General features: G+C 56.5%; 14 protein-coding genes. 7 read left to right on the top strand and 7 right to left on the bottom strand.

The window, feature by feature from the left end; translation table 11 throughout:
* Nucleotides 1-146: 146 nt before the first annotated feature.
* Both NOR51B_RS09780 and NOR51B_RS09775 read left to right on the top strand, forming a co-directional pair.
* Nucleotides 147-395 (top strand): YdcH family protein, encoded by a 249-nt coding sequence (locus NOR51B_RS09780; RefSeq protein ID WP_009019288.1) that lies wholly within the window; start codon nucleotides 147-149, stop codon nucleotides 393-395.
* A 51-nt stretch (nucleotides 396-446) separates the two neighbouring features.
* A complete protein-coding gene (locus NOR51B_RS09775; RefSeq protein WP_009019186.1) occupies nucleotides 447-1,316 on the top strand; it encodes an MBL fold metallo-hydrolase in 870 nt (289 codons plus the stop codon).
* A 22-nt stretch (nucleotides 1,317-1,338) separates the two neighbouring features.
* On the opposite strand, the gene NOR51B_RS09770 is transcribed toward NOR51B_RS09775, so the two are convergent.
* The 3 genes from NOR51B_RS09770 to arsC all read right to left on the bottom strand — a co-directional run bounded on the left by NOR51B_RS09770 (nucleotide 1,339) and on the right by arsC (nucleotide 3,744).
* Nucleotides 1,339-1,884: an NnrU family protein gene (locus NOR51B_RS09770; protein WP_040481997.1), complete on the bottom strand. Its 546-nt coding sequence runs from the start codon at nucleotides 1,882-1,884 to the stop codon at nucleotides 1,339-1,341.
* A 423-nt stretch (nucleotides 1,885-2,307) separates the two neighbouring features.
* Nucleotides 2,308-3,375 (bottom strand): hypothetical protein, encoded by a 1,068-nt coding sequence (locus NOR51B_RS09765; RefSeq protein ID WP_009021275.1) that lies wholly within the window; start codon nucleotides 3,373-3,375, stop codon nucleotides 2,308-2,310.
* An 18-nt stretch (nucleotides 3,376-3,393) separates the two neighbouring features.
* Nucleotides 3,394-3,744, bottom strand: a complete 351-nt coding sequence (arsC, locus tag NOR51B_RS09760; RefSeq protein ID WP_009020196.1) for an arsenate reductase (glutaredoxin) — start codon at nucleotides 3,742-3,744, stop codon at nucleotides 3,394-3,396.
* Nucleotides 3,745-4,016: 272 nt separating this feature from the next.
* Here arsC and NOR51B_RS09755 point away from each other — a divergent pair, with 272 nt between their 5' ends.
* Both NOR51B_RS09755 and NOR51B_RS09750 read left to right on the top strand, forming a co-directional pair.
* Nucleotides 4,017-5,366 carry an alginate export family protein gene (locus NOR51B_RS09755; RefSeq protein WP_009018884.1) on the top strand — a complete coding sequence of 450 codons (1,350 nt, stop codon included), beginning with the start codon at nucleotides 4,017-4,019 and terminating at the stop codon, nucleotides 5,364-5,366.
* Between the two features lie 126 nt (nucleotides 5,367-5,492).
* Complete coding sequence (locus NOR51B_RS09750; protein ID WP_040481996.1) at nucleotides 5,493-6,800, top strand: amidohydrolase; 1,308 nt, start codon at nucleotides 5,493-5,495, stop codon at nucleotides 6,798-6,800.
* A gap of 118 nt (nucleotides 6,801-6,918) precedes the next feature.
* On the opposite strand, the gene NOR51B_RS15010 is transcribed toward NOR51B_RS09750, so the two are convergent.
* On the bottom strand, nucleotides 6,919-8,196 hold the full coding sequence (locus NOR51B_RS15010) for a putative bifunctional diguanylate cyclase/phosphodiesterase (protein WP_195891489.1): 1,278 nt from the start codon (nucleotides 8,194-8,196) through the stop codon (nucleotides 6,919-6,921).
* Nucleotides 8,197-8,207: 11 nt separating this feature from the next.
* Nucleotides 8,208-9,440, bottom strand: coding sequence for an HD-GYP domain-containing protein (locus tag NOR51B_RS09740; protein ID WP_009021384.1), 1,233 nt, complete (start codon nucleotides 9,438-9,440; stop codon nucleotides 8,208-8,210).
* Between the two features lie 494 nt (nucleotides 9,441-9,934).
* On the opposite strand from NOR51B_RS09740, the gene NOR51B_RS09735 reads away from it, so the two are divergent.
* On the top strand, nucleotides 9,935-11,050 hold the full coding sequence (locus tag NOR51B_RS09735) for a hypothetical protein (RefSeq protein ID WP_009020986.1): 1,116 nt from the start codon (nucleotides 9,935-9,937) through the stop codon (nucleotides 11,048-11,050).
* 2 nt (nucleotides 11,051-11,052) lie between these two features.
* Entirely contained in the window at nucleotides 11,053-11,607 is a 555-nt protein-coding gene (locus NOR51B_RS09730) for a UGSC family (seleno)protein (RefSeq protein ID WP_009020743.1), read from the top strand.
* A gap of 56 nt (nucleotides 11,608-11,663) precedes the next feature.
* Here the strand turns inward: NOR51B_RS09730 and guaA are convergent, their stop codons facing one another.
* Nucleotides 11,664-13,241 carry a glutamine-hydrolyzing GMP synthase gene (guaA, locus tag NOR51B_RS09725; protein WP_009020592.1) on the bottom strand — a complete coding sequence of 526 codons (1,578 nt, stop codon included), beginning with the start codon at nucleotides 13,239-13,241 and terminating at the stop codon, nucleotides 11,664-11,666.
* A gap of 10 nt (nucleotides 13,242-13,251) precedes the next feature.
* Nucleotides 13,252-14,721 (bottom strand): IMP dehydrogenase, encoded by a 1,470-nt coding sequence (gene guaB / locus NOR51B_RS09720; protein WP_009020605.1) that lies wholly within the window; start codon nucleotides 14,719-14,721, stop codon nucleotides 13,252-13,254.
* Between the two features lie 100 nt (nucleotides 14,722-14,821).
* On the opposite strand from guaB, the gene xseA reads away from it, so the two are divergent.
* Nucleotides 14,822-16,171 carry an exodeoxyribonuclease VII large subunit gene (gene xseA, locus NOR51B_RS09715; protein WP_009019008.1) on the top strand — a complete coding sequence of 450 codons (1,350 nt, stop codon included), beginning with the start codon at nucleotides 14,822-14,824 and terminating at the stop codon, nucleotides 16,169-16,171.

Below are 16,171 nucleotides of genomic sequence, written 5' to 3'. Positions count from 1 at the left end.
CAGGTACTGGATCCGATGTCAGCCCTCTGAGACAGGCTATTCGAAAGAATCGGTTTCTGCGTCACAGACGGGAAGTATGGCAGCATTTAAGCGAAAGGTCGTATAAACTCTCGCTCGGTTTCAACCACTAAAAAGGACAAAATTGCATGACCATCGAAAAGCACGACCTTCACCATGAGTTCCCTGAGCACCACGATACGATTCATGAGCTTAAAATGAATAACGCTCATTTCGCGCGTCTTTTCGATCAGTACCATGAGGTCGATCACGAAGTGCACCGCATCGAGAATGGCAGCGAGAACACCAGCGATGCCTATCTTGAGGACAAGAAAAAGCTGCGTCTGAAGTTAAAGGACGAGCTCTACCAGATGATAAAATCACAAACCGGCAGCTGAAACCGAACGCTGTATAACGTCTCCCTCAACCCAGCAGTCAGGGACATCCCAATGAAGCAACTACTGATTACGGCATTACTCCTGTGCGTTGCTGCCGGCGCCAAAGCGCAGGATTTTTCCGATGTGGAAATTGGGGTCACCCCATTGCGCGGCGGCATTTTCATGCTGTCAGGGGCTGGAGGTAACGTCGGTGTGTCAGCGGGCGATGATGGGCTCCTGATTATTGACGATGATTACGCGCCGGTCATCGACAAAATACGCGCCGCTCTCGATGGAATTGCCCCTGATACCCCGGTGAATTATGTGATCAATACCCATTTCCACGGTGATCACACCGGGGGAAACGGGCACTTCCACGCGGATGACGGTGCCGCCATCGTGGCCCATGAGAATGTCCGTGTGCGGCTGTTATCTGACGAGGCGATCTCCCCAGACGCGCTCCCTACGATTACCTATGAAAATGGCGTGCGCGTGTATTTCAACAATGACACGCTGACGGTTGATCACCTTCCCGGTCACACCGATGGCGATTCCGTGGTGTATTTTACCAAGGCCAATGTACTGCACACCGGAGATCTACTTTTCAACGGTAGATTCCCGTACGTGGATTTCGCTTCTGGGGGCAGCGTTCGCCAGATGATTGCCAGCCTTGATCATCTCGCGACATTGATTGACGATAACACTCAAGTCATCCCCGGACATGGACCCCTTGCCGACAGGGCATCCCTGCTTCGCGCTGCAGCAATGATGCGGGAAACCCTGGGCATCGTTCAGGCTCGGATCAGCGAAGGCGCTTCACTCGACGCTATTATTGCCGCGGGTGTACCCGAAAAATTCGCACAGTGGAGCTGGCGTTTCATCGATAACGACAAATGGTTGCGCACGCTTTACACCGAGCTAACCGACGCAAACCCGAAGTGATGGCGGGTCCGCGTCTGAACCGTCAGCCAAAGACAGGATAACCGAGGTAATTGTGCACCCAGGCAATGCCTCCGAAGACGACCAGAGTAATCACTACCGTCATCACTTCCTTGCCAGCGCCGGATGTCGAAACCAATTCGGGTTTGCCATCCTGTTTGTTAATGATAATGACGCTGGCTACCGCCCAGGCGAGTAAGCCGCCGAACAGGATGAACGAGGCGGCATCACCGTTCACTAACAAGTGACCCACCGCCCAGGCTTTTACAGCCGTGAGCTGAGGATGACGTATCTTGGCCACGATTGCCGGCTTTACGGTCGAAGCCACCATCAGGTACACCGCGAGCAACACCAGCAGGTTATTAATACCCACCAGCATGGGGTTACGGCCCCAGAAGAACGTGCCCATTGCCGGCTGGTAACCCACCGCCATCAGGTAGATAGAGGCAAGAATCAACACCGCCATGACCGCGCGCCCCGCTGACCCCATCGCCGAGCGTGGTCCGGGTGCTACGCGTTTAAAAAGATGTGCAACCGACCACAAAATGACACCTGATGTTAATGCGAGCATGAGCTTCCCCCTAGCCAAAAGAATCGAGGGGCGAGTATAGCGCGGAAGCCCTACCGAACCATCCTGATTTAAACGTCTGGAACGACGTACCCGAACATTGATACCGATCTATCGGATGAAACGCGCTGGCTAGAACAACGAAATCAGCCCTGTAGATACCCTCACGAAAACGAGCGAGGCCGAATAAATCATCCCGAGAATCGTAAACGTCGGTGCCGTCAGAAGGGTCGACTGACCACAGAAGATTTTGAGGCTGCCGACGCACCACACCGACAGGTAAAAGGATATGCCGGACCCCAACCACGACGATGTCGGGGTAAGTAGCACGCGGCAATGCTTGCAAATGGGGGTTGTGATCCGCCCGCTCGCCACCAGACAGCAGTTACAAACACCAATGAATCGAAGCTTACACCGGCCAAAGAACTATGCTTGCAAAACCACAACGCTGCGAAGAGGATCAGGGTGATTTACAAGCTCGGCAAACTCCTCCGCCAATGCACTGCCTGCATCAATGCAGCGACACCAGTATTCTCGGCGTTCATCGTCAATAAGCCTGAGAAAATCCCGTCGATCAGGGATTTTGCCGAAAGGCAGGGATGCTATGAATTCTTCACTCGGACTTAACTGAACCAGGGCATCGGTGTCGGGTGTTAGGCCCCGACGCCACGGGAGGAATTTGTCGAACCAACCGGGTGTCAACGTGGCGCTAAAATGCGGATATAAAATCAAGCCGCGTTCGTAATGCTCAGGCAGTGAAAAGTGATAGTCAATAATGCCCCCGTCCCAGTACTGACCTGCGGGGGCATCGGCAATACTGGATCGACCAGCGATGACGAACGGTATTGCGCCGCTCGCCATTAGCGCGTCAAAGGCGTTCTCCTCGGAAAGCGCTACTGATGTCGTTGTAAAACCCGGCATTGGCGGAAGATCATTTTCTACGCCCCGGGAACAAAACAGGACTCTCTGAAAATGCATTGCCAGTGCGCGCCGGTCCACGGCATTGGTGGCCGCCGCCAACCCCATACCCAACCCCAACGGCACACCGCTCGGCTTTGCAGTCGCGCCCCGACCTCTGGCGGTAACAATGCACGAGCGTATCGTTGGACTGGCCAGTAAATTTTGAACACCGGCTTCGCCAATGGCTTCGCGCAGGATCGCAGCAGATACCTGACTGACTTCATCAACCGACGGCTTTTTGACGCTATACCGTTGATTGAGGTAGGCAGCTTCCAAACGCGCAATCGCGGCGGCAGGGTCGGGCTGAGCAAGACAGGCGTGCCGCCAGGATCCGATCGACGAGCCCAATGCCGTCAATGGTGTACTTCTTCGGGAAAGAAAGTGGTTGCCCAGGAACCGATCCAGTTGGGAAAGAATGAACCACTTGGGACCGCCCGAGGCACCGATTAACAATCGAAATTGGTCGGGATGCCAACCCTGGGTCGCCAGGACCTCGGCAGCCCGTGAACCGACAACCACTCTCAGCGCCCGCATGGACAAAAGCGCCTCCGCTCAATCCAGCAGTTCGAGAACAGCCTCAGGCGGGCGGCCGATTCGTGCTCTCGAGCCACACACAACAATCGGTCGCTCCAGTAACTTGGGAAATTCAGCAATCGCCTTCACGATCGCTGACTCATCGCTATCACCGGTCAAACCGGCCAACTTATATTCGGGCTCTTTTTTCCGAATCATTTCGCTCGCCGATCCCTTTAATTGTTTACAAAGGGTGCTGAGCTGATGCTCTGTCAGGGGTTCTTCCAGATATCGCACTACCCTGGGTTCGATACCCCTCTCCTCGAGTAGCTCAAGGGTTTGCCGCGACTTCGAGCAGCGCGGATTATGGTAGATCGTATAGGTTTTCAACGTTTAAGCTTCCTTTGGTGAGATTGACCCGCTGTAGTTTTGTCCGGATTATACGGGTGCTTCTCGACCTTTATTAGACTCATAAACGGGTTCCCACTCGTGTTGGGGTGAGAGGCTCGCAATTATGAGAGCCCCATGATCATCCGAGATCCACGCACGAGCCCCCCGACTTCTGCAATCCAGAGGCTCAAACCCCAATCCATGGGCGCTGCCAGTGGCCCGCCCAGTCAAACCCGGTACCATCTTGAACGCCATCCCACTATCGTGGGTATATGCTTTATCAATCGATCCTTTTCTTGCTCGACCAGCCGCGCTTTCGGCTGATAGCCGCGGTCCTCACCCTCACCGGTATCGCCTCGAGCACAACTGCTGAAACTATCGATTTCAGTGGCAGCTACCGCCTGCGCTATGAATCTCTCCACAACGGACCGCGGCCTGATTCGCCTGAGAGCGACGAACTACTGGTCTCACGACTTTTTGCCCAGGTGAAATTTGAGCACGAATCATTGATCGGGCTGTTTGAAATACAGGATTCTCGTGCCTGGCTTGCGAGCACAGGGACACCTCTGGGCACCGATGACGTCAACGCGCTGGAACCGCTTCAGGCATGGATAGGCTGGCGTGGGACCGCAGATTTTCCGTTGCAGGTGATTGCCGGAAGAATGACAAAGCAACTGAGTACCCGGCGCCTGGTAGCCCGCAATCGCTTCCGAAATACCTCAAACAGCTTTTCGGGCATTGATGCGGAGTGGTCGGGAGATCGCTGGCGCGTTAACGGTTTCTTCCTGCGTCCCGTTCAACGCGAACCGCAGGACCGGAGGGAATTGGAGAGAAATCGCGCGAGGGTCGATGAAACGAGTTCGGGACAAGTCTTTTGGGGATTCGAATTAGCACCTGCTCAGGAACCCAGCTGGTCGATTCATCTACTTGGCCTGGAGGAGGAAGATCGGGACGGATTCCCAACTCGGGATCGCGACCTGGTGACCTTTGGTGCGCAATACAACACGGTTTTCGCAAGCAACGGCGGCTGGCATCACGCCGGAGAAGTGGCTATTCAAACCGGTCGATCGAGGGCCTCTCTTGATTCCGAAGACCGCAACGACCTGGACCATACGGCGTGGTTCGCCCATGGAGAACTCGGTTTCACCTGGAACACTCCGTGGAATCCGAGAGTAACCCTGTCTATGGACTATGGCACCGGTGATCGCGACCCAACAGACAATAAAACAGAGCGCTTTGACACACTATTTGGTGCACGACGATTTGAATATGGCCCATCGGGCATCTACGCCGTTCAGGCCCGCAGTAATATTGTGTCTCCTGAATTGCGCTGGACAGCGATGAAAGGGCCTTTTGAGCTTATGGCCGCGTGGCGCAGTTTCTGGCTCGAGCAGCCGCTGGATACGCACGCTGGCACGGGCTTTAGACAGAAGGGCGACACCAGAGACCGATGGGTCGGTCATCAGGTCGAAGGACGGGTCCGCTACTCGATCAATCGCCATTGGCAGCTTGAGAGCGGCGCGGTTCATCTGGACAAAGGACCCGTTCTTGGCAGCGATGCCTTTGCTCAAGGGGGTCGGGACGCGGTGTATATCTACCTGCAGACCCACTGGCGCTGGTAGCGCAGCGCAGGCCTTGATCACACTAACCCGCGATGAACCTTTAAAAGCGATCCAGCGCAATGCCTGTCACTACAGCAACAATGTTTATGAGATGATTTGCCACTGGTTGTACAAGAGAGCGTCGCTGTGATCCTATTTCGTGTAGTTGCTGTCAGCTGTTTGAGCTGTCTGCTTGCAACACCTGCAAGCCTGGCCGAGTCCTTTGACCGGCTCGCTTTCTACAAGTACTTGCACCGTCATCCCGAACTGTCCTTTCAGGAGGAGTCCACCGCCACCTACCTCGCTGACACATGGCGCAGCGCCGGTTTTGAAGTGACCGAGTCGGTCGGTGGATTTGGTGTTGTCGGTGTGCTCAGAAATGGCGAGGGACCAACGGTGATGATTCGGATGGATACCGACGCCCTGCCCATCACCGAACAGACCGGACTCGCCTACGCGAGTACACAGCGCGCTATCGAACAAACCGGCCAGGAGGTTGGCGTAATGCACGCCTGCGGCCACGATATACACATGACGGTAGGCACGGAGACCGCACTGAACCTCGCCGGTAATCGAGACGCCTGGCGCGGTACGCTGGTGGTCATCGCCCAACCCGCTGAGGAGCGAGGTGCCGGCGCGAGGGCGATGCTGGAAGATGGCTTGTTCGAGCGATTCCCAATACCCGACTACAACCTGTCGTTGCACACGCTGGCGACCCTTCCCGCGGGCAAGATCGGCTATGTCTCGGGCTGGATGATGGCCAACGTCGATTCGGTGGATATTCATCTGAAGGGCGTGGGGGGCCATGGAGCCTACCCCCATAACGCCAGGGATCCTGTCGTTTTGGCGGCGTCCATTATCATGGACCTGCAAACCCTCGTGTCCCGGGAAATTGCGCCGATTGATCCTGGCGTTGTAACCGTCGGGTCGATTCATGCGGGGACCAAACATAACATCATCCCTGATTCGGCGACGCTGCAACTCACCGTGCGTTCCTACTCCGACGCCACCCGAAAGGCATTACTCGACGGTATCAAGCGTATCGCGTTGAAAAACGCAGAGGCCATGGGCTTTGGCGCGGAGCTTGCACCCGAAGTGATCATGAAGGACGAATACACTCCAGCGCTGTGGAATGACCCGAAGCTGGTCGCGCGAGAGGTTGAGGTGCTCAAGAGCGCTATCGGGACCGGCAATGTCATTGAGGTCAGCAAGGAGATGGGAGGCGAAGATTTTGCCCGCTACGGTCGGACCTCGCACAAGATACCCAGTTTCATGATGCGCGTCGGCGTGGTGCCCGAGGCGCTCTGGCAGCAACATCAGACCGACGGCACACCACTACCCTCGCTGCACTCGCCCTTTTTCGCACCGGATCCCGAAAAATCGATCCAGACCGGGGTGGATGCAATGACGGCGATGGCGCTCGATTTGTTGACGAAGGAGCCATCTCCTAATTAATGGTTTTGATGGAGACTTATCCACGCGGATAAAATACAAAAAAATCGGCGTTATCCCGTAAAAAATACAAAGGCCGGGATGTCCACCTGCTCAGGAACGCCTCGGCAATGGAACGTCTTCAAGGGACTCCCGGCAGCCAACCCGTCCAGTCGCGACGCCATGATTCAAAATCTACCGCTGGCATTGGGTGGCCTATCAAGTAGCCCTGCAGAACGTCACAACCCATTTTTTCCAGCGTGTATCTCGTCTCCAAATTCTCCACGCCTTCAGCTACCACCTGCATGCCAAATAAATGTCCCATATCCACAATAATGCGCACCAGTTCGCGATCTTCGTCAGACAACAGCAAGGTGTTTACGAAGGATCGATCGATCTTGAGCTCAGTGGCGGGCAACTGCCGCAGATAAGAGAGCGATGAATATCCGGTACCAAAATCATCGATCGAAATACCATAGCCGCGATCACGTAAATCCCTGAGCAGGCGCTTGCTCGATTGGATGTCGCTAACCAATGTCTGTTCGGTAATCTCAATCGTCAAATTTTTGTGGGGAACGTCCCAGATACTGGACGCTCGATCGAGGATATCGACGAGATCAACGGTGCCGAGAAGGTCTGCAGATACGTTAATAGCGACTTTGAAATCAGCTTCCTCGCAGCACCAGGCCTTGGCATTTCGAGCAACATTGTTAATGATGGAGCGCGCCAGCTCAAAGGTTTTACCTGATTGAGCGGCTAAATGAATGACACGCTCGGGGCTGACAAAGCCCTGCTCTGCGCGGGACCATCTCAATAATGCCTCAGCACCCAATACGGCGCCTGTCGCTGTGGAAACCTGGGGCTGAAAATAGACCTCAAACTCGCTGCGGTGCAGTGCTTGCTCGAATTGGCGCCCGAGTTGCTCATCAAAACTCGAGACATCATCCGTAATGGCGGTTGACTCGAAGGCCAGGCCGCGATCCTCACGAACCCGTTCAAGATGCATTTCAGCGCGTGCAAGCATGTCAAGCGCGGACGCCGGTTTCCCCGCTGACACGGAGGCGCCAATGTGTACTTTCGCAGGTGTAAAGTCGCTCTCCATTTCAAGCGCATCGGCAAGCGATTCGCTTAGCCGTGCTGCGGCGACCGAAAGGTAACCGGGAAATTCCAAATCGGGAAGCACGACAGCAAACGTATGGCCACCAATGCGAAATACATTTTGACAATCCTTGACCCCAGCACGCAGGGTCTCCAGCACTTCATTAATCATCACATCGCCTAATCGAAAAGAATGCCGATGATTAATCTGCCTCAGGTTGTTCAGATCGATCAGCAATAAACCCGTGCATCTACCACTCTGGAAACCAGACGCAACAATCTCTTCCAGGCGCGCAATACATGCTGACCGCTGAATCTCCATTTCAATAACCATCAGATAGTGAGGTCGGCAATATCAATGCCATAGGCATCCGAGGGTAAGCTGGTCTTGATATCGAGTGGCTTGCCATGCCCATCATTCAGTCTCTCACGCAAATCAATAACATAGGGCTTATCGACAGGAAGTTTGTCCGCATCCAGTAGCACTGTCACGGTGGGTCGTAAACGACGTACACGCCCTTCCGCTACTACCACGGCGATCTCTCCGGAAGATAACTCAACAATGGTTCCCGCGGGATAGACCCCAATAGCCTGAATGAATTCATCAACGATCTCGGCCTGCAACGTTGTGTCACGATATTTATTGAGCTTGTGAATCGCTTCGGAGGGTGAGATTGCCCGCGCGTAAACACGTTGGCTTGTCATGGCATCAAAGGTATCGATAACTGCAGCGATACGACCGAACACCGGGATTTCGTCTCCCTTCAGACGACTGGGGTAACCGCTGCCATCAAACCGCTCATGATGATGCTGGATCATATCAAGAACGTCCCGATTCACACCTGTGCCCTCGAGGGCCGCTATACCCAGGCCCACATGCGTCTGCATGACTACCCATTCTTCAGGAGTCAGTTGATCGGGGCGTAAAAATAGCTCTGGATCCAGGTTCAGTTTGCCAATATCCAGCAACAAGCCGCCCAGAGCGAGGGAATTGAGATCCTCCTGCGGCAGGCTAAGCTGCCTGCCGAGCGCCACCGACCAGACCGAACAAGCGACAGAATGTTGATATGTATAGTCATCCTGCTGACGCAGGCGGCTCAGCCAAATACAGGCATCAGGATTGCGTCGAATACTATTAACCATCGGCTCCACGGCCGCCTTAACCTCTGCCACATTGATGGTTGTGTCGGCACGCCGCACCTGAAAAAGATTGCGAACCGTTTCACCCAATGTCTGCAGTGCCTCTTGAGCAGCAGGCAACTCATTGTAGAGCGTCTTTTGGTCAACATAGCGGGTCGGCGCCCGCCCCCTCAGTAACTCTGTACGCTTGTCGCGACGATTACTACGTCGGGGACTCGAAGACGGCATCTTGGCATAAGGTTTGGCAGGCTGTGTGATATCGATAAAGACGTGGCTGCAGAGGTCTCTTAATTGGCTGATTTCATCTTCGGTAGTGATCTCGAAACCCTGCAACAAAAATGGAGTTCCCAGCCACGGCCTGTCCAATTCGGAAACAAACATGCCGATGCGAAGCTGATCTACGCCTATTTTTTCTAATCGCAGCACACGACACCCATCAGATGATTCGAGGCGAAATACAAGACCCAGAATGTAGCATGATCTGACGGAACCTGGAGTTCTTGCCACGCCGTTGCGAAACTGAGCTTCCCCTCAACTTTGATACCACGTACCGCAGTTTATTCCCTGAGAATGGCAACTTGTTCGCGTAAAGCAAGCCTGTGTATGATGCTGACAATTTTCAAGCATCTGTGAGACCAATGGCTATTCACAGGATGAAGCGACGTGGCATTTGTGAGAGCACTTGGGGAGGCTTTCTCTTGATTGCTTACAGCTGTGGAGCTTTAGGGAGTCACCTAACGCTATTGCCCTAAGACCTGGTCATTTTTCGCACTCGCTCGCCACGGGTCCATGAGAAGCGTGTCACGACATTCGGCACTTGCGACGGCGCAGAAAAAGAAGATCGCCGGGGAGACCCCGGCGGCGGCAAGACCTTGGAGATCGATGGCGCCCGCACTTCAGCCCGGAGGGCATAAGACACCATGAGCCAGATTACCGTTGACGAGGCAGAAGCCATTGAGTTTATGTACGAGCAGAGCTGGACCGACGGTCTGCCCGTTGTCCCACCAACGTCTGCGCGCGTGCAGGCCATGCTCGCGGCCGCGGGATTAAGTGAAGATACGATTCTCGGTTCCGTGCCCTCGCGACGAAAGACCGTGTCGGCGAACATCGCCGCCAGTAACGCCGTGATGGCCGGCTGCCGGCCGGAGTATTTCCCCCTGGTGGTGACGGCAATCGAAGCCGTCTTCGACCCGGCTTTCAACGTCAATACCGTCGCCACCAGCACGGGTGGCGCGGCCATCTGCATTATTGTCAGCGGACCCGAAGCGTCTCGAATCGGCATGAACGCCGAGCACAACCTGCTAGGGTCGGGTAACCGGGCCAATGCCACCATCGGGCGTGCGGTCCGGCTTACGGTAGCCAATGGCCTGGGTGCCAAGACCGGCAAACTCGATGCGTCGTCTATCGGCCATCCCGGCAAAATCACCCTGTGTTTTGCGGAGAAGGATCCCGACGCCCCCTGGCCCGCACTGCGCTTGGAGCACGGCTACCGTCCAGAGGATTCAACGGTCACCATCATGGCCACCGAAGGGCCGCGGCAAATTGCCCAGCAGCTCTCCGAATCACCCGAGGATGTACTGTTGGCTTTTACCGGCGCCATGAAGCAACCCTCGCAGTTTATCACTGGCAAGCGCGGCCAGTGTGTCGTCATTCTCGGCCACGAACACGCGCAGTCCCTGCGCAAGGCGGGCTGGAGCAAGTCCCAGGCTAGGGCCTTTCTTGCGGAGCACAGCCGAATCAGTCCAGCAGAGCTGGCCGCCGGAGGCATTCATGTAGAGAGTGGCGCGCAGCACGACATGTCGATTGGCGCTGACGGCAGGATCGCGACCTTCGCCGACCCGGCTGACATTACACTGGTGACGGCCGGTGGCGCTGGAGCGGGATGGTCGGCTTACCTTCCGGCCTGGGCGCCCAAGCAGCACTCCCTGAGCATCACCAGGCGTTTGCGCCCAGTGGGCGAAGCTCTTCCCGACTGCGGGCCGGATGGCTGCGCTCTACCCGGCTTCGAATACCCGTCAAAGGAGGGTTTATCGTGAGCATGATTGAACTCGTTGTACCGGTTTTGATGGATGAACCGCCTCCCGCCGGGCTTCAGCCTGCGGCGCGGCGAGCTTTTACCAAACCAATCCGGGTAGCGCTGATCGATAACGGCAAACCCAAAGCGCGCGAGTTGCTTGAGGCAATTTGCAAGGCACTCAACACCCATATTCCCGTTGCCAGCTCGCGGTTGATTGCCAAGGGATCTGCATCCCGGGTCATCGATGATGAAGAAGTTGAAGCCATTAGCGCACAGGCCGACGTGGTCATCACCGGACTCGGTGATTGCGGCGCCTGCTCAGCCTGCAGCCTCGGCGACGCCGTGAAAATGGAAGCTGCGGGAATCCCTGCTACGGTGGTCATCACCGACGTATTCACGCGACACATCGCCTCCTTCGCCACGACTCTCGGCATGCCCGGCTATCACGCCGCCGTGGTGCCGCACCCGATCTATGCAAAGGACGCGGAGACACTCAGTCAAATTGCGCAGGAGTTAGCCGCCGTAGTTGCGACCCAGCTTCAGGGCGAGGCTGTGCCGCCGCAACGAGATCGATAGGCTGACCGACATCGTGATTCACCAACCCCTATACATCGATAGGTTAGTGTCGCTCGCTACTCCCACTCTATCGTCGCCGGCGGTTTGCCGCTGATATCGTAGGTGACCCGGGATACACCCGAGATCTCGTTGATGATGCGGTTGGACACGGTTTCCAAAAGCTCATAGGGCAGATGGGCCCAGCGCGCGGTCATGAAGTCGACGGTTTGTACCGCGCGAATGGCAATGACGTACTCGTAACGTCGGCCATCACCAACAACCCCGACAGATTTGACCGGCAGGAACACCGCAAACGCCTGACTGGTCTTGTCGTACCAGCCCGTTCTGCGCAGCTCTTCAATAAAAATGGCGTCGGCGTCCCGCAGCAGGTCAGCGTATTCTTTCTTTACTTCGCCAAGAATCCGCACCCCCAATCCTGGGCCTGGAAACGGATGTCTGAAGACCATATCCCGCGGCAGTCCCAACTCCAGACCAATCTGGCGCACTTCGTCTTTGAACAGCTCCCGCAGGGGCTCGACCAACTCGAGCGCCATATCGTCGGGCAGACCGCCCACATTGTGATGCGACTTGATGACGTGGGCTTTACCGGTTTTTCCACCGGCAGACTCGATGACATCGGGATAAATCGTGCCCTGGGCGAGCCACTTCACATCCTGAATCTTTCCTGCCTCGTCGTCGAAAATTTCAATAAAGGTATTGCCAATAATTTTTCGCTTCGCTTCCGGGTCGGACTCACCACGTAATTTACCGAGAAACAATGCTTCCGCATCGACACGGATCACGCGCACACCCATGTTGCGCGCAAACATGTCCATGACCTGATCACCTTCCTGCTTGCGCAACAGTCCGTTGTCGACAAATACACAGGTCAATTGATCGCCGATCGCGCGGTGCAGCAGCGCCGCCACCACCGAGCTATCCACCCCGCCCGACAGTCCTAGCAGAACCTTGTCACCACCGACCTGCTCTCGAACACGGGCGATCGCATCGTCCACAATATTGGCGGGGGTCCACAGTGCTTCACATGCGCAGATCTCGAGCACAAAGTGCTCGAAAATTCGTTTGCCCTGGAGCGTGTGGGTGACCTCGGGATGAAACTGGATTCCGAACCAGGGCTCGCTCTGGTGCGCCATGCCCGCGATGGGGCAGCTTTCGGTCTCGGCGATGCACTCAAAGCCGTCCGGGAGCGCTATCACCTTGTCGCCATGACTCATCCAGACATCGAGCAGCAGTTGTCCCGATTCATCAATATGGTCAGAGATATCATGCAACAGACCAGCGGAGCCGAGACGGCTTATCTGTGCATAGCCAAACTCGCTGGTTTGCGAACCCTGAACAGCACCCCCCATCTGTACCGCCATGGTCTGCATACCGTAGCAAATCCCCAGCACTGGAACGCCGAGACGAAAGACGACCTCGGGTGCCGAGGGGGCTCCCGGCTCGGTAACTGACTCCGGACCGCCCGAGAGGATAATCCCACTGGGGGCGAAGGCCTGAATATCCGCGTCGGCCATGTCCCAGGGGTGGATTTCGCTGAAAACACCCACCTCCCGGACGCGGCGGGCAATAAGCTGGGTGTATTGAGAGCCAAAATCCAGAATCAGGATTTTGTGAAGATGAATATCGGTGGTCACTCGGCGGCCCTCAGCGGACGGGGTAATTCGGCGCTTCTTTGGTAATCGATACGTCGTGTACGTGAGACTCGGCCGCACCGGCGGCCGTAACACGCACAAACTCGGGACGTGTGCGCATTTCATCGACGGTGGGACATCCCGCATAACCCATGGATGAACGCACCCCGCCCATGAGCTGGTGCACGATCGCGGATACCGGCCCCTTATAGGGAACCCGCCCCTCGATACCCTCGGGTACCAGCTTCTCGGATCCGGCGCTGGCATCCTGGAAATAACGGTCAGACGACCCCTGCTTCTGCGCCATCGCGCCGATAGAGCCCATGCCCCGATAGGCCTTATAGGTGCGGCCCTGGTACAGCTCCACCTCGCCGGGAGCCTCCTCGGTACCGGCAAGCATGCTGCCCATCATCACCGCATGAGCGCCGGCAGCGATGGCTTTTGCCAGATCTCCTGAGAAGCGTATGCCACCGTCGGCAATCAGGGGAATATCGGTTCCGGCGAGGGCTTCAGCAACATTACAAATGGCCGTAATCTGCGGAACCCCCATGCCGGTAATAACGCGGGTGGTACAAATCGAGCCGGGGCCAATGCCCACTTTCACCGCATCTGCTCCGGCGTCCGCAAGGGCTCGAGCCGCCTCAGCGGTGGCGATATTGCCGCCGATAACATCCACCTCGGGATGTTCGGCCTTAATGCTGCGAATGCGTTCCAAGACGTTGCGCGAATGGCCATGGGCGGTATCGACTACCAGCACATCGACCCCCGCGTGAACCAGGGCGGCAACTCGCTCGTCGGTATCGGCGCTGGTACCAATCGACGCGCCCACGCGCAGACGACCAAAACTGTCTTTGCAGGCGTGTGGGAAACTTTCGGCTTTATCGAAATCCTTGACCGTAATCATTCCGGTCAGGTCAAAATCGTCGTTAACCACGAGGATTTTTTCGATCCGATGTTGATGCAGCAGCTGCTGAACCTCCTCGGATGGCGCCCCCTCTCCCACGGTGACCAGCTTTTCTTTAGGCGTCATAATCGCTGACACGGCCTGCGTTGTATCGGTTTCGAAGCGCAGATCGCGACGGGTAACAATGCCGACAAGATCAGTGCCCTTGAGCACCGGCACGCCGGATATCCCATTACTGTTGGTGAGCTCGAGCAACTCGGCGATACTGGCGTCGTGTTGAATGGTGATGGGGTCTTTAACCACACCGCTTTCGAATTTCTTGACACGACGCACTTCAGCGGCCTGCTCGGCAACGGTCATATTTTTATGGATGATACCGATGCCGCCCTCCTGAGCCATGGCAATAGCCAGTCGGGCCTCGGTGACGGTATCCATAGCCGCCGAAATCAGTGGTATGTTCAAGGCGATGTTGCGCGTCAGGCGTGTGACCAGCGATACATCGGTGGCGACGACTTCCGAATACCCCGGCAGTAGAAGAACGTCGTCGAAGGTCAGAGCTTCCTGAGCGATGCGCAACATGTGTACCTCGACTTGACCTTAGGTCAGGTAAACGGGAAATTATAACTCTCTCAGCCAGCTCGGTAAACCAAAGAGGCCCATCATCCGCAACGAAATCGCCATGGATCAGCGCCATACCTTCACCGTCAGCGAGCTCAACGGCGACGTCAAAACGCTGCTGCAAGACCACTACGCGACTGTGTTGGTGGAAGGTGAGATCAGCAACTTTGTAGCGGCGAGCTCCGGCCACTGGTACTTCAGCCTCAAGGACGACCGATCCCAGGTGCGATGCGCGATGTTCCGTCGTGCCAATCTCCGGGTGCGCCCGCGCCCGGAAAATGGCGACCAGGTCACGATACGCGCCGCTGTCTCGCTCTATGAGGCGCGTGGTGAGTTCCAGCTGATCTGCGAGACCATGGACGCGGCGGGAGACGGGGCGCTGCAACTCGCCTTTGAACGGCTCAAAAAACGCCTCGCGGACGAGGGCCTCTTCGACCCGGAGCTCAAGAAAGCCGTACCCGGCGATTGCGCCACTGTCGGCGTCGTCACGTCGCCGACTGGGGCGGCGATTCACGACATTCAGTCGGTACTGGAGCGACGGTCACCGATGACAGCGGTGTATTTGCTTCCGGTAGCGGTCCAGGGCAACGGTGCCGCCGCGGCCATCAGTGCCGCCATTGATCAGGCCAATCGGCTGGTGACAGCGGGGCAATTATCACTCGATGCGCTTATTGTCGGACGAGGTGGCGGCTCGCTGGAAGACTTATGGTCATTCAACGAAGAGTCGGTGGCGCGCGCTATCGCGGCGAGTGCCATACCCGTCGTTTCGGCCGTGGGTCACGAAATCGACTTCAGTATCGCCGACTTTGCGGCCGATATCAGAGCGGCCACACCGTCCGCTGCGGCGGAACTGGTGACTACCGATCAGCGCGAGCGAATGCAGCAGCTCGACGCGATTACCGCCCAGCTCAACCGCTTTATGGTTGGCCGAACCTCGCAGTATCGCGAGAAATTGGGACATCTTCGGGCACGCCTGCGCCACCCGTCGAGCCAGGTGCGCCAGCAGGAGGCTCGACTGACAGACCTGAAGACCCGATTGCGTCGGGCGATCGATGCACAACTGGTGGCTAAAAATGATCATATGCGCTCGCTACGACTGCGCCTGCATCGGGAAAGCCCGGCATATCGGGCCCAGATAAGCAGGAAGCAGGTCGTCGATGCAGGACAGCGAATGTCGCTGCTCATCCACAGGAAACTGACCTCAACGAAAGAGCGACTCAACCAGCAGCGGCGACTTCTGCAATCGCTGGGCCCCGAGGGCACCCTCGCCCGCGGCTACGCGATCGTGCAAACCGAAGACGGCGCGGTGGTCAAACGACAGAATCAGGTGCAGAGCGGCCAATCATTACGTGTCCGACTGGGCAGCGGGAACATCGACGTCGCTGTTCTCAAGACGCGCAAGACGACCTGA

The organism is Luminiphilus syltensis NOR5-1B (assembly GCF_000158175.1).
GTDB classification, from domain to species: Bacteria; Pseudomonadota; Gammaproteobacteria; order Pseudomonadales; family Halieaceae; genus Luminiphilus; species Luminiphilus syltensis.
Note: the sequence above shows the minus strand (reverse complement) of the source record. Positions and strands in the feature narration are given on the sequence as shown.